General features: G+C 72.2%; 23 protein-coding genes and 3 pseudogenes. 17 read left to right on the top strand and 9 right to left on the bottom strand.

All coding sequences use genetic code 11. The annotated features are described in order from the left end of the window. Positions 1-29 precede the first annotated feature (29 nt). Positions 30-1,169, bottom strand: a complete 1,140-nt coding sequence (locus ACFWR9_RS15300) for an NEW3 domain-containing protein (protein ID WP_383841240.1) — start codon at positions 1,167-1,169, stop codon at positions 30-32. Further along, positions 1,166-3,556: a GH92 family glycosyl hydrolase gene (locus ACFWR9_RS15295; protein ID WP_383841311.1), complete on the bottom strand. Its 2,391-nt coding sequence runs from the start codon at positions 3,554-3,556 to the stop codon at positions 1,166-1,168. Before ACFWR9_RS15295 ends, ACFWR9_RS15300 begins: the two co-directional genes overlap by 4 nt. A 165-nt stretch (positions 3,557-3,721) precedes the next feature. On the opposite strand from ACFWR9_RS15295, the gene ACFWR9_RS15290 reads away from it, so the two are divergent. Further along, positions 3,722-4,987, top strand: a complete 1,266-nt coding sequence (locus tag ACFWR9_RS15290) for an SGNH/GDSL hydrolase family protein (RefSeq protein WP_383841238.1) — start codon at positions 3,722-3,724, stop codon at positions 4,985-4,987. A 71-nt stretch (positions 4,988-5,058) separates the two neighbouring features. Here ACFWR9_RS15290 and ACFWR9_RS15285 read toward each other — a convergent pair whose 3' ends face one another. The 3 genes from ACFWR9_RS15285 to ACFWR9_RS15275 form a co-directional block, all read right to left on the bottom strand. Continuing rightward, positions 5,059-5,895 carry an alpha/beta fold hydrolase gene (locus ACFWR9_RS15285; RefSeq protein ID WP_383841235.1) on the bottom strand — a complete coding sequence of 279 codons (837 nt, stop codon included), beginning with the start codon at positions 5,893-5,895 and terminating at the stop codon, positions 5,059-5,061. A gap of 105 nt (positions 5,896-6,000) precedes the next feature. Further along, entirely contained in the window at positions 6,001-6,291 is a 291-nt protein-coding gene (locus ACFWR9_RS15280; RefSeq protein WP_383841232.1) for a hypothetical protein, read from the bottom strand. A 105-nt stretch (positions 6,292-6,396) separates the two neighbouring features. Then, positions 6,397-7,440, bottom strand: a complete 1,044-nt coding sequence (locus tag ACFWR9_RS15275) for a LacI family DNA-binding transcriptional regulator (protein WP_383841229.1) — start codon at positions 7,438-7,440, stop codon at positions 6,397-6,399. A gap of 269 nt (positions 7,441-7,709) precedes the next feature. On the opposite strand from ACFWR9_RS15275, the gene ACFWR9_RS15270 reads away from it, so the two are divergent. The 7 genes from ACFWR9_RS15270 to ACFWR9_RS15240 all read left to right on the top strand — a co-directional run bounded on the left by ACFWR9_RS15270 (position 7,710) and on the right by ACFWR9_RS15240 (position 14,449). After that, a complete protein-coding gene (locus ACFWR9_RS15270) occupies positions 7,710-8,858 on the top strand; it encodes a Gfo/Idh/MocA family protein (RefSeq protein WP_383841226.1) in 1,149 nt (382 codons plus the stop codon). Further along, positions 8,855-9,814: a PmoA family protein gene (locus ACFWR9_RS15265; protein WP_383841223.1), complete on the top strand. Its 960-nt coding sequence runs from the start codon at positions 8,855-8,857 to the stop codon at positions 9,812-9,814. Before ACFWR9_RS15270 ends, ACFWR9_RS15265 begins: the two co-directional genes overlap by 4 nt. Further along, on the top strand, positions 9,811-10,536 hold the full coding sequence (locus ACFWR9_RS15260; protein WP_383841220.1) for a cupin domain-containing protein: 726 nt from the start codon (positions 9,811-9,813) through the stop codon (positions 10,534-10,536). The genes ACFWR9_RS15265 and ACFWR9_RS15260 overlap by 4 nt, the downstream gene beginning before the upstream one ends. A 152-nt stretch (positions 10,537-10,688) precedes the next feature. Next, positions 10,689-12,029, top strand: coding sequence for an ABC transporter substrate-binding protein (locus tag ACFWR9_RS15255; RefSeq protein WP_383841217.1), 1,341 nt, complete (start codon positions 10,689-10,691; stop codon positions 12,027-12,029). Further along, positions 12,026-12,997 carry a carbohydrate ABC transporter permease gene (locus tag ACFWR9_RS15250; RefSeq protein WP_383841214.1) on the top strand — a complete coding sequence of 324 codons (972 nt, stop codon included), beginning with the start codon at positions 12,026-12,028 and terminating at the stop codon, positions 12,995-12,997. Before ACFWR9_RS15255 ends, ACFWR9_RS15250 begins: the two co-directional genes overlap by 4 nt. Beyond that, a complete protein-coding gene (locus ACFWR9_RS15245) occupies positions 12,994-13,830 on the top strand; it encodes a carbohydrate ABC transporter permease (protein ID WP_383841211.1) in 837 nt (278 codons plus the stop codon). Before ACFWR9_RS15250 ends, ACFWR9_RS15245 begins: the two co-directional genes overlap by 4 nt. Before the next feature lie 4 nt (positions 13,831-13,834). After that, complete coding sequence (locus ACFWR9_RS15240) at positions 13,835-14,449, top strand: hypothetical protein (protein ID WP_383841208.1); 615 nt, start codon at positions 13,835-13,837, stop codon at positions 14,447-14,449. 8 nt (positions 14,450-14,457) lie between these two features. Here the strand turns inward: ACFWR9_RS15240 and ACFWR9_RS15235 are convergent, their stop codons facing one another. Further along, positions 14,458-15,213 (bottom strand): DUF427 domain-containing protein, encoded by a 756-nt coding sequence (locus tag ACFWR9_RS15235; protein ID WP_383841205.1) that lies wholly within the window; start codon positions 15,211-15,213, stop codon positions 14,458-14,460. Positions 15,214-15,363: 150 nt separating this feature from the next. Between ACFWR9_RS15235 and ACFWR9_RS15230 the strand changes: the two genes are divergently transcribed. After that, positions 15,364-16,374, top strand: a complete 1,011-nt coding sequence (locus tag ACFWR9_RS15230; RefSeq protein WP_383841202.1) for a homoserine dehydrogenase — start codon at positions 15,364-15,366, stop codon at positions 16,372-16,374. Here ACFWR9_RS15230 and ACFWR9_RS15225 read toward each other — a convergent pair. From ACFWR9_RS15225 to ACFWR9_RS15215, 3 genes and pseudogenes are all read right to left on the bottom strand, one after another. Then, positions 16,346-17,300, bottom strand: a pseudogene (locus ACFWR9_RS15225) (NAD(P)-dependent alcohol dehydrogenase). The gene ACFWR9_RS15230 and the pseudogene ACFWR9_RS15225 sit on opposite strands and share 29 nt — an antisense overlap. A gap of 36 nt (positions 17,301-17,336) precedes the next feature. Further along, a complete protein-coding gene (locus tag ACFWR9_RS15220; protein ID WP_383841199.1) occupies positions 17,337-17,720 on the bottom strand; it encodes a winged helix-turn-helix transcriptional regulator in 384 nt (127 codons plus the stop codon). A gap of 244 nt (positions 17,721-17,964) precedes the next feature. Then, positions 17,965-18,852, bottom strand: coding sequence for an MBL fold metallo-hydrolase (locus tag ACFWR9_RS15215; RefSeq protein WP_383841196.1), 888 nt, complete (start codon positions 18,850-18,852; stop codon positions 17,965-17,967). Positions 18,853-19,018: 166 nt separating this feature from the next. On the opposite strand from ACFWR9_RS15215, the gene ACFWR9_RS15210 reads away from it, so the two are divergent. From ACFWR9_RS15210 to ACFWR9_RS15175, 8 genes and pseudogenes are all read left to right on the top strand, one after another. Beyond that, positions 19,019-19,228, top strand: coding sequence for a hypothetical protein (locus ACFWR9_RS15210; protein ID WP_383841193.1), 210 nt, complete (start codon positions 19,019-19,021; stop codon positions 19,226-19,228). Next, positions 19,215-20,624 (top strand): amidase, encoded by a 1,410-nt coding sequence (locus tag ACFWR9_RS15205; protein ID WP_383841190.1) that lies wholly within the window; start codon positions 19,215-19,217, stop codon positions 20,622-20,624. Before ACFWR9_RS15210 ends, ACFWR9_RS15205 begins: the two co-directional genes overlap by 14 nt. 53 nt (positions 20,625-20,677) lie before the next feature. Further along, the gene (locus ACFWR9_RS15200) at positions 20,678-21,226 is read left to right on the top strand and encodes a TetR/AcrR family transcriptional regulator (protein ID WP_383841187.1); all 549 of its coding nucleotides are present in this window, start codon (positions 20,678-20,680) and stop codon (positions 21,224-21,226) included. Positions 21,227-21,774: 548 nt separating this feature from the next. Beyond that, positions 21,775-21,978: a hypothetical protein gene (locus ACFWR9_RS15195; RefSeq protein WP_383841183.1), complete on the top strand. Its 204-nt coding sequence runs from the start codon at positions 21,775-21,777 to the stop codon at positions 21,976-21,978. Between the two features lie 172 nt (positions 21,979-22,150). Beyond that, a pseudogene (locus ACFWR9_RS15190) lies at positions 22,151-22,432 on the top strand (family 43 glycosylhydrolase); the annotation flags it as partial. Then, a pseudogene (locus ACFWR9_RS15185) lies at positions 22,360-22,674 on the top strand (family 43 glycosylhydrolase); the annotation flags it as partial. The pseudogenes ACFWR9_RS15190 and ACFWR9_RS15185, both read left to right, overlap by 73 nt. Positions 22,675-22,730: 56 nt before the next feature. Then, positions 22,731-23,396 carry a hypothetical protein gene (locus tag ACFWR9_RS15180; protein ID WP_383841180.1) on the top strand — a complete coding sequence of 222 codons (666 nt, stop codon included), beginning with the start codon at positions 22,731-22,733 and terminating at the stop codon, positions 23,394-23,396. Next, positions 23,333-23,917 (top strand): hypothetical protein, encoded by a 585-nt coding sequence (locus ACFWR9_RS15175; protein ID WP_383841317.1) that lies wholly within the window; start codon positions 23,333-23,335, stop codon positions 23,915-23,917. The genes ACFWR9_RS15180 and ACFWR9_RS15175 overlap by 64 nt, the downstream gene beginning before the upstream one ends. Positions 23,918-23,951: the final 34 nt, after the last annotated feature.

Raw genomic sequence — 23,951 nt, 5'->3', positions numbered from 1 at the left:
AGCAGGTTGGCGACTGTCCATGGACCCGATCAGCCCGAGGTCTCCACGCGCACCCCGGCGAGCCAGCCGCCCCAGCCGTCCTCGGGCAGGCTGTCGGAGAAGCGGAGGTACAGCCCGTTGCCGTCGCCGCCTGCCTGTTCGCGCAGCTCGGCGACGTCCAGGCTTCGTTGCTCACGGTTGGACTGGAACATCACGGGATCCGGCTCCCGCAGGACGCTCGTCCAGTCCGTGCCGTCGGTGGACGCCTCGACCAGGAACTGGTTGGCGATGTCCAGGGTCACTGTGCCCCGGCTGTCCCCGGGCACGGGGAGCCGGTAGGTGAAGGAGCGGTCCGCGTCGGCGTAGCGCGCCCACGCGTCGGCGCCGTCGCCGGTGACCTGCGAACGGTCGTCCGCCACTAGGACGCCGGCCTCCGAGTCGGTGCCGGGTTCGATCTCGGTGACGTCGCCCACCACCCGCGCCGTCCCCCGCCCGGTAACGGTCCAGCCGTCCCAGGTCGCCGTGGCCCGGATCGACGCGGTGCCCGGAGTGGCGTCGGCCGGGGCCGTGACGCGGACGGGGACCGTGACGGACCCGCCCGGCGCCAGCTCGTCGACGGCGGTGCGCTCGGGGTCGGCGGTCCAGCCGGCGGGCGCATCGAACGCGAGCCGGGGCGACAGAGGCGTGTCACCGCCGTTGGTCACCTTGACGTCGACGGACCCCGTCGCCCCGGCGCGCAGGGCGACATCCCCGACGGCCACCACGACCGGCGTGACGGGAACCGTGTCCCGTGTCAGCAGCTCGGCCTCCGCGAGGGACACCGTCCGCTGTTCCCCGCCGGTGATGATCCGCAGCCGGTACTCCCGCATGCTCGCGGGGTGTTCGACCTTGAAGGGCCGGGTCTGCCCCCGCCACCGGAACTCCTCCCCGCGGCGGCGGTCCAGCTCCTTCCAGTGCTCGCCGTCGTCGGAGCCCTCCAGCACCCACCGGTCCGGATCCTGTCCGGCGGACGCGTCCGAGGAGGTGAGCGTGTAGTAGGTGACCCGGGTGTCGTCGCCCCCGTTGACGCGGTAGCGGATCTCCGGGTCCACGCCGTCGAGGGCGACGGAGGTCCGGGAGGTGTCGTCGAACGGAGCGGACACGTCCTGACCGGTCGACGACGAGGCGGCGCCGCGGTCCTCGCCCGTCACGTCGTGCGGCGGGCGGGGTCGCTCGCCGGCGGAGGTCGGGGAGTCCGGTACGTCGTTCCGGCCGGTGCCCCAGGCCGACGGCTTGCGCTCATGGTGAAGCGCAGCCTGCCGCCGTCGGCGAGTTCGTCGTGCGTGACGGTGGTGGACGTGTGGCGCTTCCCGTCGACGGTCAGACCCCGCACGTAGATGTCGCCCTCGTCGGTCCCGGGCGCCTCGATGACGAGCCTGCCGCCCGGCAGGTGGAGCGTCGCCTTCTCGAAGAGCGGGGAGCCGACGACGTACTCGCCGCTCGACGTCTGGAGCGGGTACAGGCCGAGCGCGCTCAGCACCCACCACGCGGACGTCGCGCCGTTGTCCTCGTCGCCGGGGTAGCCCTGCCCGATGTCGGAGCCGAGCCAGCCGCGGTCCAGCGCCTGCCGTACCAGCCGCTGGCCCTTCCAGGGCTGCTGCGTGTACGCGTACATCCACGGGATGTGGTGGGACACCTGGTTGGGGATGCTCCACTGCCCCAGCCTCAGGTCACGCGTCTCCCGCATCTCGTGGATCGTGCCGCCGTAGGAACCCGGACGGTCGGCCTTCTCCGGCGTGGCGAAGAACGCGTCGAGCTTGTCGGCGAGCGCGTCACGCCCGCCGTACAGCTCCGCCAGCCCTTGACCGTCGTGCGGGGCCGGGAAGGCCTCGTTCCACCCGTTGGCCTCGGTGTAGTCGTGGTCGTTGCCCCATGTGCCGGGGTCGTAGCGGTCCGCCGGGGTGGTCCACTCGCCGTCCTCGGACCTGCCCTGGAAGAAGCCGGTGGCCGGGTCGTACAGGTCTGCGTAGCCGGCCGAGCGGTCGCGGAAGTACTCCGCCTCCTCCCGCAGCCGGTCCCGTTCCTTCGCCGGAGTACCGCGCCGCCCGGCCATCTTCTCGGCCATGGCCGCGATCGCGGAGTCGTTGACGTAGCCGTCCAGGGACCAGGAGAAGCCGGCGGGCACGTCGCCCGGCACGTAGCCGCGGAAGGTGGAGCGCTCCAGGTTGTCCCGGCCGACGCTGCTGTCCGGGGGACGCACTGTGGCGTTCTTGAGCGCGGCGTCGTAGGTGTCCTCGGCGTCGATTCCCGGCACGCCCTTGGTGTAGGCGTCGGCGAAGGCCGACACCCAGCCGCCGTCCCGGTACTGCTGGACGAAGCCGTCGACCAGTTCGCCCGCTGTCTCGGGCCACAGCAGGGAGTAGGCGGGCCAGGCGGCACGGAAGGTGTCCCAGAAACCGGTGTTGACGAAGACCTTGCCGTCGGCGATCTCCGCCCCGGTGCGCGTGGGAGTGCTCGCCGGGGGAGTCCAGGATCCGCTCGACTGCACGGCGTGCCGGTAACGGGGCCTGGCCTTGGTGCCGGTGTTCTCGTACCCCGAGTTGGGATACAGGTTCATGCGGTACAGGTTCGAGTAGAGCGTGGTGAGCTGGTCGTCCGTGCCGCCCTTGTCGATCTCCACGACCTTGAGCCGTTCGTTCCACGCGTGCTCGGCCCGTGCCGCGACCTGCTCCAGGCTGTCCCGCGCGCCCGTCTCCAGCTCCAGGTTCCGCTTCGCCTGGTCGACGCCGATGAGGGAGGTGGCCATGCGCAGGGTGACGGTCCGCGACGCGCCGCCGTCGAACGACACGTAGCCGGTCGAGGGCCGGTTGCCCTCCGGCAGCATGCCGCTGCCGGTCACGGGCTGGTCGAAGGTGCCGTACATGAACATCCGGCTCATGCCGGTGGAGATGGTGCGGCTCTCCGACCAGCCGGAGACCGTGCCCTTCGCGGCGTCGATCGTCAGTCCGGACCGGTCGTCGACGTTGTCGAGGACCAGCTTGCGTCCGCCGCCCTCGGGGAAGGTGAAGCGGAGCACGGCCGAGTGGTCGGTCGGTGCCATGTCGGCGCGCAGACCGTTGGTGAACGTGACCCCGTAGTGGTGGGGCAGCGCCGTCTCGTCCTCGTGCCGGAAGGCCAGCGCACGCTCCTCGCGGCCGGCGTCCGGAACGCCCTCGGCGGTGGACGGCATGACCTGGAACGTCTGCCGGTCGCCCATCCAGATGCTGGTCTCGTGACTGGCCGCGAACGCCTGGATCTCGGGCAGGTTCTCGGCGTTGTTCTGCTGGTGGTAGCTGTACAGGGTGCCCAGCGACCCGGCGTCGGTCACGGGGGTCCAGAAGTTGAAGCCGTTGGGGACGGCCGTCGCGGGGAAGTTGTTGCCGCGCGAATAGTCGCCGCTCGACTGCGTGCCGCGCGTGGTGACGACCCAGTCGGCGGGGGAGTCGCGGCGTGCCCGCTCGGCCTGGTCGCCGAGCGAAAGGGCGGATTTCTGGGGCCAGTTGGGCCATGGCTCTGGGCCGCGGCGTGGTTCCGGGGGCCGGGTGGTGGTGTCTACGATGCGGAAGGCGTCGGAGCGTCGCGAGTGGCGGAAGGTACCTCAGCAGCTACGGAAAGAGCAGCGTCGGAAAGAGCAGCTACGGAAAGGCAGGCACGCATGCACCGTCTCCTTGCCCGAATACTCGGCCCCGCCCGGACTCGGCCGGCCAGAGGCGTCGCGGTCGCCATGGCGGCCACGCTGGCCTCGACGGTCCTCGCCGCGTCCGCGACGACCGCGGCGGCTCCGGCCTCCGCCGACGCCGCTGCGGGCCGGCACCCCGGGAACAATGCCTGGTTCACCTCGTGGGCCGCCTCCCAGCAGAGCCTCGCCCCCACACCGCTGCGCGACCAGTCCGTCCGCATGATCACCCACCTGAGCCAGGGAGGCGACGCGGTCCGCGTCCGCGTCCAGAACACGTTCGGCGAGACCCCCCTCACCGTCGACGCGGCGACGGTGGCCCGCAGCGGCGGCGATGACGCCGCGACCCAAGGCCGCCCGCGCCCCGTCACGTTCGACGGCCGGCGCCAGGTCGTCGTCCCGCCGGGCGGCGAGGTGTGGAGCGACAGCGCCGCACTCAGGACCACGGCCCAGGACGACGTCGCGGTCTCGCTCTCGGTCTCCGGCACCGTGACTCCGGGCCGGCACGACAGCGCCTTCCGCACCAACTACCTGACCCCGCCCGGTTCCGGCGACCACACCGCCGACGCCACCGGCGCCGCCTTCACCGAAACGACCGGCTCCACCTACCTGGTCAGCGCCGTCGACGTACACAATCCGCGGCTCCGGGGCACTCTCGTCGGCTACGGCAGCTCGGTGGTCGACGGCACCGGGTCGACGGACTGCGGACCGGGCTGCAGCCGACCGGGCGCCGACCTGCGCTGGACGGACGTCCTCGCCCGGCGCGTCACGTCGGAGCTGCCTGCCGCACGGCAGTTCGCCGTCGCCAACGCGGGCATCGGCGGCACCACGAGCGCCGGCACCTGCCCGAACACCGGCGAGGCCGTCCGCGGCCTGGACGCGGCGACCCGGCTGGAACGGGACGTCCTGTCCCTGCACGGCGTCACGGGAGTCCTCTACTACTACGGCACCAACGACCTCGCCGCCGGATGCGACGCCGCGCAGATCCTGACGAGCTACCGCGAGGTCTTCCAGCGGCTGCGGGCGGCGGGGATCAAGGTGTACGTCACGCCCATCACGCCCCGCCCGGGCTACAGCGACCAGAACAACCGCGACCGGCACACCGTCGGCACGTTCGTGTCGAAGTGGAACAACTGCGGTGGCACCTGCGACGGCGTCCTCCCCTTCGACCAGGTGCTCAAGGACCCGGTGAAACCGAACAGCATCAACCCGCCGTACGACACGGGCGACGGCGTCCACGCGAACATCGCCGGCCAGCAGGCACTCGCCGACATCGTCTCGCTGCCGATGCTCACACGGTCACGGGCACGGTGACGGTGCCGCCGGACGCGGGCGTCGACCACGAGCGCGGGCAGGCGGCTCCGGTTCGCACGCGAGGCCGCGTACTAGGCGCGGGCGGTGTCCGACCGCAGGAAGGCCAGGACGAGGGAGACCACCTCGTCGGGGAACTGGTCGTGCGGGTAGTGTCCGGCGCCCTCGATCGTCTCCAGGCGCCCGAGGCCGGACGGCAGGGCGTCGACGATCGCCGTGCCCTCGGCGTGCGGGTCGGCCCAGTCGGGGTCGAGCGTGCCCATCACCACCAGCACGGGGCAGCGCACGTTGGCCAGTTGGGCGCCGGCGTCGGTCGGGGCACTGCGGCCCATGCCCTGCAGCGCCTTCATCCGGCCCGGCTCGCGCAGCAACGCGTCGATACGGCCCAGGCGTTCCGCCCAGTCGGCCGGCTTCACCCCGGGGTAGGCCACGTCGAGGTACGAGCGCCACAGCGGCAGGCTGCCGAGAACGCCGGCACCGAGCAGCCGCGGCATGCCCCGCCGTACGCGCCGCACGCGCAGGTCGCCGAGGCGGATCGACTGCTTTCGGGTGAACGGCGCCAGCTCGACGACCGAGGTGACCATCGATGGCTCCCGGGCGGCCGCGATCGTGGCCGCGCCGCCGGAGACCGAGTGGCCGACCAGCACGGCCGGGCCGCCCAGGTGCCGTACCACGGCGAGCAGGTCGCCGGCGATGTCGGTGCGGCTCCAGGCCGGCCAGTCGACGCTGGACTCGCCGCAGCCGCGCAGATCGACCGCGGCGACCCGGAAGCCCGCCTCCACCAGGGACGGGACCATCGAACGGTACGCGGCGCGGCTGTCGCCCATGCCGTGCGCGAGGACGATCAGCGGGCCGGATCCCGACACCTCGTACGCGATCGTGCCGCCTTCGACGGCCAGGTACTCGGTCATGACACTTCCTTTGGTGACCAGCAATGGCTAACGGTGTTAGCTTCAAGCTATTCCTGTTAGCCATGCCCTGTCAACGGCGCGCGGTGGGGGTATGGGCCCGCGTTGCTATCCGTCGCTCTCCGCGGCGTGTCGGCCACGTTTCGCGCCCTCGGGGCGGGGGGCCGGTGTCAGGGCCGGGGCCAGGGGCCGTGCGGCGCGTTCCACGGCCAGTTCCAGCTCCCGGCGCGGTACACCCGTCTCGTCGGAGAGGGCGGTGATGCCCCGGGCCAGTGCGGCGGTGGCGTCGGACCAGACGGCCAGGGCGATCGTGGCGTTGTCTCCGGAGTTGTTGCGATAACGATTCTCTGCCGCCTCGACGGCCAGCTTGAGTTCGATGAGGCGTCTCGGGATGTCCATGGTCGCAGAGCCTAGGAGCACAAGTCGTGGCGCTCAGTGTCTCGTCGAGCGCCCTTGCTCAGCGGTGAGGGCAATGATTTCTGCCCTCACGACCATTCGGACGGCTCAGGCGCGGACCGCGTGACACCCACCCAGTGTGGACTCCCTGGCCTCCAGCCAGTGCGGCGCCACGTGAACCTCGAACGGCAGCGGTGCCTGTGACCGTATCCGCGCCGCCAGGCACTTGACGGCCAGTGCGGCGATGGCCGCCTTGTCGGGGACCACGGAGGTGAGGGAGGGGGTGCTGTACCGCGCCTCCTCGGAGCCGTCGATGCCGGCCACCGCCACGTCGCCGGGGATGTCCAGGCCCGCCTCGTGCAGCGCGCGTTGGGCGCCGACCGCGAGCAGGTCGCTGAAACAGAAGACCGCGTCGGGCCGTTCGGCGGCGGGCAGGGAGGCGAGAGAGCGCATCGTCAGCAGTCCGTTGCGGCGGTCGAACTCGTCCACCCGGGGCGCCAGCCGGGGGTCGAAGGGCAGCCCGGCGGCGTGCAGGGCCTGCTGGAATCCCTCCAGGCGCTGCCGGCTGGTCGCCGAGCCCTGGTGGTCCACCCCGATCGCGGCGATCCGGCCACGCCCCAGCCCGATCAGGTGGGCGGTGATGTCACGGGCCGCGGCGACGTTGTCGATGAGGACGTGGTCGGCGACCACCCGGTCCCGTCCGTAGGTGCGCTCACCGAGCAGGACCAGCGGGAACTCGTCCGTGACGGCGGCGAGTTCGTCGGGGGTGACACGCAGCGGGGAGAGGATCACGCCGTCGAGCAGCGACGCGCCGACCCCGTTGGCCGGCCGCAGCTCCTCCGCGGTGTCCCCCAGCGACTCCTCCGTCAGGACGGTCAGGCCCAGTAGGGTGGCCTCCCTGCGCACGTGGTGGGCGAGTTCGGCGAAGTACGGAGTGGCCAGCTCGGGGACGACGAGGGCGATCAGGCCGCTGCGCCCCGTACGGAGCCTGCGGGCCGAGGGATTGGGTCGGTAGCCGAGTTCGTCCACCGCCCGCAGCACCCGCGAGCGGGTCGTGTCCGACACCCGCGGGACGCCGCGTACAACGTTGGACACCGTCTTGATCGATACCCCCGCGCGCTCCGCCACGTCCTTGAGTGTCGCCGCGGCCACTGTCCGTCCCCCTCACAAGTTTTCGCAGATTATGCCCCCGCGGGCCCCCTTGTCAGTACGCGGGAAACGACGTCGAGTCTTTTCCGGACAGAGGGTTGACCTTGCGGACGCACGCCGGTTACAACGTTGGAACACGATAGCAAGCGGTTGCTACGAGGTGCTTCGGCAGCGCCGACGCGCCCGGTGACCCGAAACCGGCGCCGCCCCACATCAGCACATCACCCCTGTGCCCGCAGTGCCCCGCCCGTCCGGCTCACGAGAGGGTCCGCATGTCTTCGCACGTTTCGCCCGCACCACTGCGTACGGCGGTGGTCGGTACGGGATCCATCGCGCGGTCCAGTCATCTGCCCGCCCTGCGGAAACTGGCCGCCGACGGCGAGGTGGAGATCGTGGCCGCGGTGGACGTGGACGGCGGCGCGGTGCGCGCGTTCGCCGACGAGTACGGGATCGCGCTCGCGTCCACGGACCTCGACGCGATGCTGACCGAGGTACGTCCGGACCTCGTCGTGCTGTGCACCCCGCCCTCCGTGCACCGGGACCAGTCCGTGTCCGCGCTCCGGGCCGGCGCCTGGGTGTGGTGCGAGAAGCCGCCCTGCCCCTCACTGGCCGACTACGACGCCGTCGAGGCGGCCGAAGGGGGAGACGGCGCGGCGCCGTACGCCTCCATCGTCTTCCAGCACCGCTTCGGTTCGGCGGCACGGCACGTCCGCGCGCTGCTGCGCGGCGGTGCGCTGGGCCGGCCCCTGGTGGCCCACTGCCAGACCACCTGGTACCGGGACAAGGCCTACTACGCGGTGCCGTGGCGGGGCCGGTGGGCCACCGAGGGCGGCGGCCCGGCCATGGGCCACGGCATCCACCAGACCGACCTGCTCCTCGACCTGATGGGCCCGTGGACCGAGCTGCGCGGCATGGCGGCCCGGCTCGTGCACGACGTGGAGACCGAGGACGTCTCCACCGCCCTGGTCCGCTTCGCCGGCGGAGCCGTCGCCACCCTCGTCAACAGCGTGCTGAGCCCCGACGAGGTCAGCCGGATACGCATCGACTGCGAACTGGCCACGATCGAGGTGACCCACCTGTACGGCTACCGCAACGCCGACTGGCGCATCATCCCCGCACCCGGCGTCCCCGAGGAGACCGTGGCGGCCTGGCGCGACTTCGGCGCCGACGAACCCAGTTCGCACCTGGCCCAACTGCGCGCCCTGGTCGACGACATCAGGAACGGCCGGCGCCACGCGACCAGCGGCGCGGGCGGCCGTCGCACGCTGGAACTCATCACCGCCCTCTACAAGTCGGCCTTCACCGACACGACCGTGCGCGCGGGCGACATCGGCCCCGGCGACCCGTACTACACCGAACTGCACGGCGGCGCCCCGGGCTGGGCGCCGACCGGTACCCGCGAGGAAGAGGACCACGCATGACGCTCTCACTCACCCACGTCCACGGCGACCGCATCACCGTGGCCCACGGGACGGCCGGCACCGAGCTGTTCTCTTACGTGTACCGGCCCGAGGCCGACTGGGAGGCGCCGAAGCCGTACCTGCACCCGGTCCGCACCCTCTCCGGCGGCCTCGTCACCGACTACCGGCCCAACGACCACCGTTGGCACAAGGGACTCCAGCTGACCGCCTCCCACCTGTCGGGCCAGAACCTGTGGGGCGGCAACACCTACGTGCACGGCGACGGGTACCTCGCCCTGCCCGAGAAGGTCGGCTCGATGGCCCACGTGTCCTTCGAGGAGGTCAGCGCGGCGGGCGACCGCGCCGTCATCGCCGAGCGGCTGACCTGGCACCCGCACGACGGCGACCTGTGGGCCGAGGAGGAGCGCCGGGTCGAGGTGCGCGACGTCGACCCCGAGACCGGCAGCTGGACGCTCACCTGGACGTCGGCGGTGACCAACCGGCGTGACGAGGACCTGCGGTTCGGCAGCCCCACCACCCACGGCCGCCCCGCCGCCGGATACACCGGCCTCTTCTGGCGCGGCCCCCGCGCCTTCCGCGACGGCCGGGTCTTCACCGCCGAGTCCGCCGAGTCCGCCGAGCCCGCCGAATCCGCTGATTCGTCCGAGGGCGACCTGATGGGCACCCAGGCTCCGTGGCTCGCCTACGTCGGCGAGCACGACGGACGGGACGGCCATGCCACGGTCGTCTTCGAACACGCGTCCTCCAACGACCACTTGGGAGAGAAGGGCACGCACCCGGCGCACTGGTTCGTGCGCAGCGACCCGTTCGCCGCGGTCGCCCCGTCCTGGGCGTTCCACGAGGAGCTGGTCCTGCCGCCCGGCGAGACGCTCGCCCGTGCCTACCGCGTGGTCGTCGCCGACGGCGCCTGGGACCGCGCACAGGTCGCCGCACACCTGGAGGGACTCACGTGGTGAGCACGGCGTACGACGGTTTCCCCGGCGCGGTGGGCGTGTCCCGCCTGACCGTGTACGACTGGCCGACCGTCGAGGGACTGCCCGGCGGCGGTACCCCGCACCTGCACCTCACGTGCAGCGAGGGGTACGTGGTCACGGCGGGCCGGGGCGCCGTGCAGACCCTCACCACCTCGGGTTTCCGGGAGACCCCGCTGGAGCCCGGCACGGTCGCCTGGTTCACGCCCGGCACGATCCACCGCCTGGTCAACGACGGCGGTCTCGAAATCACCGTCGTGATGCAGAACAGCGGCCTGCCCGAGGCGGGCGACGCGGTGCTCACCCTGCCCCAGGACCGGCTCACCGACCCCGACACCTACGCCGACGCCGTCCGCATCCCCACCGACGTCCCCGAGGCCGAGCAGGCGCGGATCGCCCGCGCCCGCCGTGACCTGGCGACGCGGCGCTTCCTGGAGTTGCGCGAGGCGACGGAGAACGGCGACCCGGAGCCCCTGGCCGCGTTCCAGCGGGCGGCGGCCGACCTGGTGCGGCCCCGCCTGGACGACTGGGAACAGCGCTGGCTCGACGGCGCGCACGCCGCCGCCGAGGCCACCCGGGCCCAACTCGACGCACTGCGCGGCAAGGACGACGGGCATCTGGCCGAGGCCAAGGTGTCCGCCACCGGCCCCAAGGCGACCGGACACTTCGGCATGTGCGGCCGGCTGGCCGTCTACCCCGGCATCTGACCGGCCGTCCACCTCGGCATCCGACTGGCCGTCCACTTCGGCATCCGACCGGCCGCGTTATGGCACCCCGACGGGCCCGGCCCCGCGCCACCCCGTCCTCCGCCCTCGTCCCGCCCTCGTCCACCCGTCCTCGCAACCCAGGGAAGGCCCTCATGCCCGAGCCCCGAAGCGGCCGGCGCCGACCTCTGAGCCGCCGGGCCGTCCTGGCCGCGGCCGCCGTCGGTCTCAGCACCGCACTCACGGCATCGCTCAGCGCGTGCTCCTCTTCCTCCGGCGACGTGTCGTCCGGCGGCATCACCCTCACGTTCTCCTGGTGGGGCAACGACGAGCGCGCCGAACGCACCAAGAAGGCCGTGGAGCTCTTCGAGAAGGAACACCCCGGCGTCACCGTCCGCACCTCCAACGCGGACTTCGGCTCGTACATGCAGAAGCTGGCCACCCAGGCGGCGGGCGGCGGCATCCCGGACGTGGCCCAGCTCGACTACCGGCAGATCTCCCAGTACGCGGGCGGTGGCGCGCTCCTGCCGCTGGGCGAGGTCGTCGAGAACGGCACGATCCGGACCTCCGACATGGACGAGGAATTCGTCCGCACGGGCATGTTCGAGGGCAAGCAGTACGCCCTGCCGATGGGCCGCGGCATCACCGGCTACGCCTACGACTCCACCGTCTACAAGAAGGCCGGCATCCCCACCCCCCAGCCCGACTGGACCTGGGAGGAGTGGGCGCAGGCCAACCGGAAGATCGCCGCCCTGGGGCTGAAGTCCCCCGACGGACGCGACATGGTGGGCGCCAACGACAACGGTGTCAACGAGGACATCTTCGAGGACTGGCTGCGCAGCCGCGGCGGAAAGCTCTACAAGAGCCAGACCGAACTCGGCTTCACCGAGGACGACCTCACCGAGTTCTGGACGTTCTGCGACAAGCTGCGCAGGGAAGGTGTCGTCGCCCAGGCCGAGGACACCTCTCAGGCGAACACCACCGAGACCGCACCCATGGGCCGAGGGCTTGCCGCCGCCGACTTCACCTGGGACGCACCGTTCCCCGGGTACACCGGGCTGCTCGGCGACCAGGTCCACTTCGCGCCGGTCCCCACCACCGACGGGCGCCAGGGCGCGTACTTCAAGCCCTCCATGCTCCTCGGCGTCGGAGCGAACAGCGAACACCCCAAGGAGGCGGCCGCGCTGGTCGACTTCCTGCTCAACGACGAGCGGGCCGGCGACATCCTCGGCTTCACCCGTTCCACGCCCCCGAACCGGAAGATCGCGGCCCGCGTCGCCAAGACCCTCGAAGGCGCGGAGAAGGAGATCTACGAGTACGCGCAGAAGATGGAGAAGTACGGACTGGACGCCCCGCCGTCCGCCCCGCCACGGGGAGACGTCGCCATCCAGACCGCCTTCAACCGCGCCTACCAGCGCGTGATGTACGAACTGACCTCCCCGCGTGAGGCGGCGCGCGAACTCATCGACGAGGCCGAACGGGAGCTGCGGTCATGAGCACAGTGTCGACCAGGGCGCCCGCACGCGCCGACCGCCCGGCGGAGTCACGGCCGCCGGCCAAACGCCGGCGCCCCCGGCGCCGCGAACAGCAGTGGCCCGCCTACGTGTTCCTGACACCGTGGATGCTCGGCGCGGCCGTGCTGACCCTGGTGCCGATGGCCGTGTCGCTGTACCTGTCATTCACGGACTACAACCTGTTCGACCCGCCGCAGTGGGTGGGTCTGCGCAACTACAAGGAGATGCTCACCGAGGACCCCCGGTTCTGGCGGTCGGTCGGCACCACCCTGCTGTACGTCGTGGTCGCCGTACCGCTCAAGCTGCTCCTCGCACTCGGCGCGGCGATGCTCCTGAAGAACCTCGGCCGAGGCCGCGCGTTCTACCGCTCCGCCTTCTACGCGCCCTCGCTGCTCGGGGCGAGCATGACGATCGCCCTGGTGTGGCGCGCGCTGTTCAACGACGGCGGCTCGGTCGTCGACATCCTCGGCACCATCGGCATCGACACCGGCGGCTGGGTCGGCAACCCCGACCTCGCGGTGTTCGTCATCGTCCTGCTGACGGTGTGGCAGTTCGGCGCACCCATGGTGATCTTCCTCGCCGGGCTCCAGCAGATCTCGCCCGAGCTGTACGAGGCCGCGGCGCTGGACGGCGCGGGACGCTGGCGGCAGTTCGTCTCCGTCACCGTGCCGATGCTGTCCCCGGTGGTCTTCTTCAACCTGGTCCTGGAGATGATCCAGTCCTTCCAGGTGTTCACCCCCGCCTTCGCGGTCAGCGGTGGCAGCGGCGGCCCAGCCGACTCGACCATGTTCTACACGCTCTACCTCTACGAACGCGGCTTCACCGCCTCCCACATGGGCTACGCCGCGGCCATGGCCTGGCTGCTGCTCGTCGCCATCGGCATCATCACCCTGATCCTGTTCAGGACGTCCAGGTCCTGGGTCTTCTACGCGGACGAGGAGGGACGATGAACCTCACCACCAGGCGATGGCTCCCGCACACGATCGCCGTCGTGGGCCTGCTCGTCCTGCTGTACCCCCTGGCCTGGCTGCTCGCCACGTCGCTCAAGCCGGCCGACGAGGTGGTGACCAGCCTCGACCTGTGGCCCAGCCACCTGGAGTGGTCGAACTACACGACCGCCCTCGACGGTGTGTCCGGGGTCCCCGTGACCCGGCTGCTCTGGAACACCGTGCTGATCGCGGGCGGCGCGGTGATCGGCAACGTGCTCTCCTGCTCCCTCGCCGCCTACGCCTTCGCCCGGCTGCGCTTCCGGATGAGCAAGGTGATGTTCGCCTTCATGGTGGCGACGCTGATGCTCCCGCACCACGTCGTGCTCATCCCGCAGTACATCATCTTCAACCGGCTCGGCATGGTGGACACCTACTGGCCGCTGATCCTGCCGAAGTTCCTGGCCACCGAGGCGTTCTTCGTCTTCCTCATCGTCCAGTTCATGCGCGGACTGCCGCGCGAGCTGGAGGAGTCCGCCCGCATCGACGGCGCCGGCGCCTTCCGCACGTACTGGTCGGTGACGCTGCCGCTGAGCCGGCCGGCGCTGATCACCACGGCGATCTTCACCTTTATCTGGACGTGGAACGACTTCTTCACGCAGATGATCTATCTGTTCGCTCCGGAGAAGTTCACCATCACCCTGGCCCTGCGCAGCTTCGTCGACCAGTCCAGCACCTCGGCGTACGGACCCATGTTCGCGATGTCGGTGATCTCCGTGCTGCCGATCGTGCTGTTCTTCTTCGTCTTCCAGCGCTACCTGGTGCAGGGCATGGCCACCTCCGGACTGAAGGGCTGACACCATGACCCAGGCACCGACCCTGCCGCCGAGCGACCGCCGCGAACCCGGGGAGGTCTTCTCGGCCGGCTTCACCCTCTTCGCGGACGTGCTGCTGGTGGGTGTGGTCACCAGCGTCGCCTGCCTCCCCGTCGTCACCGCGCCGGCCGCCTTCGCCGCCGCGTCCGCGACCCTGCGCCGGGCCGCGGAAGACGGCACGCCCGTCGGGGCCGGCGGCTACCTGGGACACCTGCGCGCCCACCTGACACCGGGCTCGCTCGCCGGCGGTCTGGCCGTACCGCTGCTCGTCGTCGCCCTGCTGGTCGACTCGGCGCTGACCCGCAGCAGCCTGCCCGGGGCGGACCTCATGGCCCCCGCGCTGGTCCTGCTCACCCTCGGCCTGGCGGTGGTCGCCCTGCGCACCACCGCACTGCCGGCCCCGCACCGGCTCTCGCCACGTGAGGGCTTCCTGCGCTCCGTCGCCGGCCCCCGCGGCACGCTGCTGCTCGCCGCGGCGGTGGTGCTGGCCGCGCTGCTCGCCTGGTCGATACCCGTACTGATCCCGCTGCTCCCCGGCCCGCTGGCCTTCGCGGCCACCGTCGTCGACATGCGCGGCACGGGGGAGGGAGGGACGGACTGACCCGTACGTCAGGCCGGCGCGCCGTCCACCTGGAGGTCGACCTGTTCGCCGTAGAACGCGACCAGGCCGGCGATCCGGTGGACCTGCGCGGTCGGGAAGTCGTACGCCCAGACGATGTCCGGGTGGGCCTCGGGATCGGAGCGCAGCGACCAGTAGCCGCTCGTCGTCCCCTTGTACGGGCAGCGGGTGACCGTGTCCGAGGGCAGGAGCCGCGTCCAGTCGACGTACGCGCGGTCGAGGTAGTAACGCGTGGGCAGGCCCGTCTCGAACAGGGTCACGCAGTGCGGTGCGTCCGCCAGCACCTCCCCGTTCAGCTCCACGCGGACGCTGCTGGAGGAGCGCAACGCGTCCACACGCGAGTAGGGGCTCCGCGGATGTACGAAGACCGTTTCGTCCTCCTCGAACCAGTCGTCCAGCGCCTCCCACTCGAAGCGGACGGTGCCGCGCACCCGCTCGGGCGCCTCGTCGTCCCAGACCCAGACCGCCGCCTCGCGGACCTCGGACCCGAAGCGCAGGGAGTGCCGCCGGGCGGTCCAGGCGCCCAGGGTCCGGGTCTCCCCGTCGGCGGTCAGCACCACCCCCTCGGCCAGGTCGTCGAGCGGGATGCCGAACTGCGGATACGGGGGCCACTCCCACACGTACAGCGCACGCCGGGTGTCGAAGACGGCACGGCCGCCGATCAGCCCACGGACACGGCGCGGCACGGGCTCCACGTGCCCCACGGGCACGATCGCACTCGGGTACCGCACGGACTCGGTCGTCAACGGTCCTCACCTCGGCTCGTTCGATTCGGTTTCGGGCGTCCCGGGCCGGTCGGCCGGCCCTCGCGCCGCCACCCTTCCGATGGTGTGATCTCATCCGGGTCGGGCGCCACTCGGCGGACCGGCGGCATGAGGCGAGAGGAGCCCGGACCGATGGGCGGAGCGACGGGGACCGGCGTGGTCCTTTCGGGATACGGCCCGGTCGGCCGGGCGTTCGTCGACCATCTCGTGCGGCACGGGGACGGACTCGCCCGCCTGCACGGCGTACGGCCGGTGGTCCGCGCCGTTCGCGCGAGCTCGGGCCAGTGCCTGCTGGGTGACGACGGGCAGCCGGTGCCACCGCGCGCGGCCTGGGATCCGCCGGAGCCGCTGGACGAGACGCTCGGCCGGACCGGCGCCACCGTGTTCGTGCAGGCGCTTCCCTCCTCGCCCGAGCTGCGCGCGCTCGCCGCGGACGAGGCGGTCACCGCGCTGCGCCGGGGCGTCCACGTCGTGACGGCCACCAAGAGCCACCTGCTCACCCACTGGGGAGACCTCGACGCGGCGGCCCGCGCCGGGCGGAGCATGATCAGGATCTCCGGGGCGACCGGAGCGGCGCTGCCCGCGGGCGACCTGTCGCGGACCGCCCTGCGCGGCATGGGCTGCCGGACGATCCGGGCCTGCCCCAACGGCACCGTGACCTTCGTGCTCGACCGCCTCGCCGAGGGCCACTCGTTGCGCGACGCGGTCCGCGAGGCGCGCCGGCGCGGGATCGCGGAGGCGGACCCGTCGGCCGACCTGTCCGGCGCGGACGCCGCCACGAAGGTGCGGCTGCTGGCCGCACTGGCCTGGGGCTGGGACCCGGCGTCGGTGCGCGTGCGCGCACAGCCCGTGGACGAGGACACCGCCGGCGCGGCCCTGAGCGCGGCCTCCCGCTCGCGTCGCCTGCGGGCGGTCGTCGTCGCCTCCGTGGACCGGTCCCTCCTCGTGGACGTACGCCTGGAGGAGACGGAGCCCGGGGACCCGCTGCACGCGCTCACGGGGCCGGAGAAGGCCGTGGTCTTCGGCTGCCCGGACGCGGGCGACGTGACCGTGAGCGGCGGGCGGTCGAGTCCGGCGGGTGCGGCCCTGGCGATGGTGAAGGACACCATCGAGGTCACGGCGGACCGGACGGGGTTCCACTGACGCCGCCGGGCACGGTGATCACGGTCTTGCCGCGGGCGTGGCCCTCCTCCACGTGGCGCACGCCGTCGGCCGTGTCGGCCGGCGAGCAGGTCCGCGTGCGCCGGACCGGCCGGGGTCGCCGGGAGGATCGGGCCCAGCCGCTGCCGGGTGAAGGCGTTGGCCGCCGTCACTCTCAGCATGGAGCCGATCGCGCCGAACACCCGGCCGGGCGAGCCGCCCCCGTTGGCCACCAGGACCCCGGTGGGGGTGAGTGCCCGGCGCAGTCGGCCGGGCGGGTGGTTGCCCACGTTGTCCAGGATCACGTCGTAGCGCACGCGTCCCTCGGTGAAGTCCTGTCGGGCGTGGTCGACGACGTGCGCGGCGCCCAGGGAACGCACCAGATCGCCGTTGCCGGCGCCGCAGACTCCGGTGACCTCGGCGCCCAGCACCGCGGCGATCTGCACGGCGAAGGTGCCCACGCCGCCGCCCGCGCCGTTGACCAGTACCCGCTGCCCGGACCGGGCCCGGCCCACGGTCCGGATGCCGCGCAGGGCGGTCACCGCGGCCATCGGTACGGCGGCGGCCTGCTCGAAGGTGAGGGCGGCCGGCTTGGGCACCAGCAGCCCGGCGCCGGCGCACCCGTACCCGGCGAAGGCACCGGGGCAGAAGCCCAGCACCTCGGTGCCCGGCACGAGCCCCTCCACGCCGGCGCCGGCACTCTCCACCACTCCGGCGACGTCGATGCCGGCCACCCGGCAATTCGGACGCCTGAACCCCATGCCACCCGTCAGCCGCGCCGCGTACGGGTCGCCGCGCATCATGTGCCAGTCGTACGGGTTCACCGAGGCGGCACGCACCCGTATCAGCACCTGGCCGTTCCCCGGCCGGGGCCGGTCGATCTCCTCGACCCGCAGCACCTCGGGCGGGCCGAAGCGTTCCTGGACCACCGCCTACATCGGCCCGCCCCTTCCCCCTGGCGCCCGTCAGCCGCCGAAGCGACCGCGCGCGTCCTCGATGTGGCCGAGGTACTGGTGGGTCCAGCCGCACATGGCGTCGACCGTGGTGCGCAGCGCCCGCCCCGGCTCGGTGAGGGTGTACTCGACCCGCGGCGGCACGGTGGGGTACACCGTCCGCTCGACCAGGCCGTTGCGCTCCAGCATGCGGAGGTTCTGCGTGAGCATCTTGTGGCTGACGCCCTCGACCTCGTTCCGCAACTCGCTGAAGCGCAGGGTGCGTTCACCGAGCGCCTCGATGATCAGGAGCGCCCACTTGTTGGCGATGTCGGAGAAGATCTCCCGGGCCAGGGAGTCCGCGCGCCTCAGATCGGCGTCCTCGGGCAGTCCCTTGAGTAGCTGTTTGGCGCTCATTTGCCCATACTCTCCTACGGTTTCCGAGTAACCACAACGTCGCGACCGCGTTCGCGTGCTTCGACGCGGCCACTGCGACGTGGCTCGAGGGCGACGGGCAGGGCGACATTCTCGACCTGTACGACCAGGGCCTGGCCGCCGTGCGCGGCTAGCGTTCTCACGAACGGTCCGTTGCCCGAGCGCCCCCTTGCCCGCGCTGCGGCGCCGAGCCCGGATCGCCTTGCTGCTCGCGCGGCGGCGCGTATCAGCGCCCCTCGGCGGCGACCGGCGCCAGCCGGTAGGCGTCCCCGTGCGTCCGGACGCGGCCCGCGGTGGGCGGTGCGAAGTGGGTGCCGAGCAGGAGCGTGTCCGTGTCGGCGAGGCCGCCCAGCAGCCGGCGGCGCGTGGCCTCGGCCTGCTCAGGGTCGATGTCGACGCAGGCGCCGATCCCGGGGCGGGCGAGCTGGACCGGGTGGTGGACGCAGTCGCCGCTGATCAGTGCCGTCCGCCCCCGCGATGTCAGCTCGACGGCGACGTGGCCGGGGGTGTGACCCGGGGTGGGGACCAGGCGCAGGCTCGGCGTGATCCCGACGCCCTCGCCCGGCACGTCGACGAGGTCGAGCAGGCCCGCCTCCTCGACGGGGACCACGGAGTCGCGGAACATCTGCCGGCGCGCCTCATCCATGTCGTACGTGGCCCAGAACTCCCGTTCGGTGCGTGAGGTGAGATGGCGGGCGTTGGGGAAGGTGGGAACCCACGCGCCGTTCAACTCCCGCGTGTTCCAGCCGACGTGGTCGGCGTGCAGGTGGGTGAGGACCACCAGGTCGACGGAGTCCGGGGGGAATCCGGCGGCGGTGAGACGGTCGACGAAGTCCGTCCGCAGGTTGTGCCAGGCGGGGTTGGCCCGATCCTTGCCGTTGCCGATGCCCGTGTCGACCAGGACCCGCAGCCCGTCCACGACGAACGCGAAGCTGTGACTGTCGAGGCGCAGGGTGCCGTCCTGGGCGGCGAAGTCGGGTCGCAGCCAGGCATGTTGTGAAACGACCTCCGTGGTCGCGCCGGGCAGTAGCCAAGGGCCGGTCGCGGGCGGCAGGGGGATCTCGTCGACGCGGTGGACGGTGACGTCGCCCAGGGTCCAGGAGGGAGTCGGCATGGTCGATGGGTTCCTTCGTTCGGCGTCGGACTGGACTGGCAGGCTAAAGGCAATCGGTTTGCGTTAAAGAATCGTAGGCCCTAGAGTCGACTAAAGCAAACAGTTAGCTTTTGTCGCGGTGATGCCTCCGTTGCGCTCGTCCGCCGTCCGATCAGGAGAAACGTCTGTGTCCGCCGACCAACTCACGCCGTCCGAGGCGAACCGCTGGGCCGCCCGCGCCGGGCTGTCGCTTCCGGCCGACCGCCTCGACGCGGTCGCCGCCACCGCCGATCACATCCACTCCGTAGTCGCCGCCCTCCGGGAGATCGACTTCGGGGACACCCCGCCCGCACCCGCCTACCGTGCGGGGGAGGAGCAGGCCGATGCAGCCGTATGAACTGACCCTGACCGCCGCCGCCGACGCGATCCGGTCGCGGCGGCTGTCCCCGGTCGAGCTCGTGGACTCCGTACTCCACCGGATCGACGAGGTGGAACCGCACCTCCACGCCTACGCCACCGTCACGGCCGTCCGGGCCCGCCGCGCGGCCCACGAGGCGGCGAACGACATCGCGGCCGGCCGCCACCGTGGACCGCTGCACGGGATACCGCTGGGGCTGAAGGACCTGATCGACGTCGCCGGCACGGCGACCTCGGCCGGCTCCCGGGTCCGCGCGGACCACCGTGCGCCGGGCGACAGCACCGTGGCCGCGCGCCTGTCGGCGGCCGGCGCGGTCCTGGTCGGCAAGACCCACACCCACGAGTTCGCCTACGGCCTGACCACCCCGCAGACCAGCAACGCCTGGGACCCCGACCGGATCGCCGGCGGCTCCAGCGGCGGGTCGGCCGTCGCCGTCGCCGCCGGTGCCGCCACCTTCGCCCTGGGAACCGACACCGGCGGATCGATCCGGGTACCCGTCGCGCTCAACGGGGTCGTCGGGCTCAAGCCGACCTACGGCCTGGTCCCCCGCACCGGCGTCACGTCACTGTCCTGGTCCCTGGACCATGTCGGCCCCGTCACCCGGACCGTGGAGGACGCGGCCCTGGCCCTGCCGGCCCTCGCCGGACACGACCCCCGCGACCCAGCCTCGGTGCACGCGCCCCGAGCGGAGCACCGGCCGGGCACGGGCAGGGGGACAGACACGGGCACGGACCTGACCGGGCTGCGCGTCGGCGTGCCGCGCAACTACTACTTCGACCACGTCGACCCGGAGGTGGAGGCGGCCGTCCGGCACGCCATCGGCCGGCTCCAGGACCTCGGCGCGCTTCTCGTCGACGTGGAGATCCCGATGGCACGCCACGTCCAGGCCACTCACTGGGGGCTGATGGTGCCGGAGGCCACCGCCTACCACGAACAGACCCTGCGCACGGTCCCCGAGCTGTACCAGGCGGACGTCCGCGTCCTCCTCGAAGCCGGCGAACTCATGCCCGCTGGTGACTACCTGCGCGCCCAACGCGCCCGCACGCTGATGCGACAGGCCTGGGCCCGCTTGCTGGACGAGGTCGACATCATCGCCGCCCCGACGGTCCCGGCCACCGCCGTGACGGCCGGCAGCGAGACCGTCACCTGGCCCGACGGCACCGTCGAGAGCGTCTCCGACGCCTATGTGCGGCTGTCCTCCCCGGCCAACATCACCGGGCTGCCGTCCCTGTCCGTGCCGGTCGGCCACGACACGGCGGGCCTGCCCATGGGCATGCAGCTGATGGGCCGGCCCTTCGGGGAGAGCGTGCTGCTGCGGGCCGGTCACGCCTACGAGACGACCCGGCCCGTCCGCGAGCCCGCGCCGGTGGCATGAGCGACGGGATTCCGGAACCGGTAGACGCAACGCGTTTGCTTTAGGGTGGAGGCATGAGCCGCCAGATGGTGCGCCCCGGCGGGCGCAGCGCCCGAGTCCAGGCCTCGGTCCACGCCGCCGTACGCGAACTCGCGTCGGAGGTGGGCCGCGACGCCCTGACCGTACCGATGGTCGCCCAGCGCGCCGGTGTGACGCCCTCGACGATCTACCGGCGCTGGGGTGACCTCCAGGAACTGCTCTCCGACGTGGCGGTCGAGCGCCTGCGCCCCGACACGGCGCCCAAGGAAGTCGGCGACCTGAGTGCCGACCTGACCGCGTGGGCCGAGCAGTTCCTGGACGAGATGGCCTCTCCCTCCGGCCGCGCCTACATCCGCGACGCCCTGCTCGGCGATCCGGACGGCGGCAACGCCGGGCAGTGCTCCGCCTACGCCGCCGAGCAGATCGACGTCATCCTCACCCGCGCGACCGCGCGCGGCGAACGGGCACCCGACACCGAGACGGTCGTCGACCACGTCGTGGCCCCGCTGATGTACCGCATCCTCTTCCGCCCGGACGGTCTCGACGCCGCCCACGCCCGCCGACTCGTGGCGACGGTGCTGTAGCCACGGGGGACGGCGTACCGTCCCGGTCAGGGCCACCGGGGACCCAGCCCCGAGGAGGCCACGACGGTCCGTCCGTGCCGGGCGACGCGGTAGCGCAGCCGTCCGTCCGCCACCCACACGGTCATCCGCAGCCGGCCGTTCGGCGAGGCGATGGTGACCCGCCCGTGCTCGTGATCCCGGACCTGGTGGTCGCCCCGACGGCGCGCGCTGCCGAGTAGCCCTGAACGCCGGCCCGGACGGCGGAGTGCCGATGCCCGGATACACCGCGCTGACGCCGTCGTCCGCCTGGTCGCCGGAGGCCGGCTTCGGCTGGGTGGGCGACCGGCCCAACGGCCGGGATCGCGGCGGCGAGCCGCTGATCCGCGACATGCTGTACCACGACCGACGACGCACGCGGCTTCGGCTGGACCAAGGAGCGCCCCGACACCCGGGACCGGGGCACGGGCGACGCCCTGCGACGGGACTTCGTCACCCAGAAGGTCAAGGACTCCGCGAACCGGCTGCGTCTGCCCGCCGGCCGGCACACCGTGTGGATCCTGACGGGCGACATGATCGCCGAGTCCGCCATCACCACGATCTCCGAGAACGGCACCGTCCTCGCCCGCTCCGGAGAGGACACCCTGCCGGCCCGCTCCTTCGCCTGGTTCTCCTTCGAACTGGACGGCGGCGCGTCCGGCCGTACCGCCGAACTGGACATCAAAGGCTCCGAGTTGAACGGCCTCTGGCGGATCGGCGCCCTGGCCGTCCGCTGACGCCCGGCCCGCCCCGCCCCGCACTCCGCACGACTCCGCACCTCCTCACCGGCCGCCCCTGGCGGCCCGACCCCGACTGGGAGACCACCTCAGATGGCACGATCGAAGACGATCACGGGGACGAGGGCACGGCGGGCCCGGGGACCGCCCCGGCACGCACACGAACCACATCATGGACGACATCGCCGACGCCTACTCCGACCCGTCGGTCATCCGCGGAAAGGACGGCTACTGGTACGCCTACGCGACCCAGACCTCCATGACCCGGGAGAACGCCGGCGGACCGTGGGAGTCCCAGCATTTCATGCCGATCACCCGCTCGTCCGACCTGGTCAACTGGACCTACGTCGGCGACGTGTTCGGCCCGGACAACCACCCGACGTGGCGCGACTTCGAGAGCACCTACTACTGGGCGCCCGACATCCGCTACAGCAACGGCAAGTACTACCTGTGTACTACTCGGTCGCCGGGAACGACGACAACACCATCGCGCTCGCCACCGCCGACCACCCCGCCGGGCCCTGGCGGGACATCGGCCGCCCGGTGCTGCCGTACGGCAAGAAGGTCAACCAGATCGCCCCGGCGGTCTTCGTCGACACCGACGGGGAGAAGTACCTCTACTACGGCTCCTTCCGCGACGGCGGCATCGAAGCCGTGCGGCTCGACGCCGAGGGCACGGCGCCCGTCGGGGACCCGGTGCAGGTGGTCGGCGCACGCCGCGGTGAGGCTACGTCGGCCGGTCGAAGGACCCGATGGGACCGTTCGTCGACGCGGAGGGCGTCGGCCTGGCGGACCGCCACCCGGGCGGCACGATCGTCAACTCGCCCAACGGCAACAAGTGGGTGGCCACCGGGCACTCGGCCAACGTGGTGGACAAGTCCGGTCAGGACTGGATCCTCACCAACGGCTTCGACCGCTACGAGAAGGACCCCGGCCGGGGCGGTCGCCCCACGGTCATGGACCGCCTCGACTGGATCGACGGCTGGCCGACCGTCCGCGCCGGTGCCTGGACCGGCGTGGACGCCCAGAAGGCGCCGGTCGCGCGGTCGGACGCCGGCAGCGACTTCGGGTCCGGGCTCGGCGGCTTCCGGATGCTGGGCCCGGGCGCCTGGAGGGAGGGAACCGACCCGGACGCGGGCGGCTACGCACGAGCGGCCGCCGACGGCCCCGCCCCGCAGTTGCTGCTTCCGGACCACGCCCCGCGAGGCGACGTGCGGCTGGAGGCGGACGTACGGCTGCGCGACGACCGCGGCCGGGTGGGCCTGGTGCTGGCCGCGGGGAGCGCCTCCGACCACCTGATCGCCTGGGTCGGGGCCGACCGGACCCTCACGGTCGAACTGACCCGGGCGGCAAGGTGCGGAAGTCCCGGACGGAACGACTGCACTCCGCCGCCGACACCGGGAGCCGGCACGCGCTGAGCGCCGAGATCCGCGACGGCCGCGCCCGGGTGGAGCTGAGTTCGGCGATGCTCGGCATGCTCCTGGCCGAGTTCGAGGTGGACGTCCCCGACTCGTGGCGGCGTGGCGGCGCGGCGTCGGCCCACGGCACGGGCGAGGTCGACAACGTCGGCGTCACCCGGCTCTACACCCCGGTGACGAGGAAGCGGCCCGACCCGAAAGTCGGCAGGGAGCTGCGGGCCTACCGCGAGGAGTTCACCGACGACCGGCTCGACGGCTGGGAGTGGTTCGGACCGTCCGACGGGCGGGTGGCCGACGGGAAGTACGCGTGGCCCACCCAGGACGCCGACTTCTCCGGCGAGGGGACGATGGCCTCCGCCCTGCTCCGTGACGCCCCGAAGGGCACCTACACCGTCGAGGCCAAGCTGCACCTCCCGATCACCGACGCCCCCGACGGCCGGAGCCAGGCCGGCCTCATCGCCTTCCGCAGCCCGGAGGACTCCATTCACCTGGCACCGGACCCGCACCGGTCCCACCCGTGATCCAGGTCCTCCGCCCTCCGGCGGCGGCTGGGGA

Source organism: Streptomyces sp. NPDC058534 (genome assembly GCF_042717365.1).
Classification (GTDB): Bacteria; Actinomycetota; Actinomycetes; order Streptomycetales; family Streptomycetaceae; genus Streptomyces.
The sequence above is the reverse complement of the archived record's forward strand: the minus strand, read 5'-3'. Positions and strand labels throughout refer to the sequence as shown.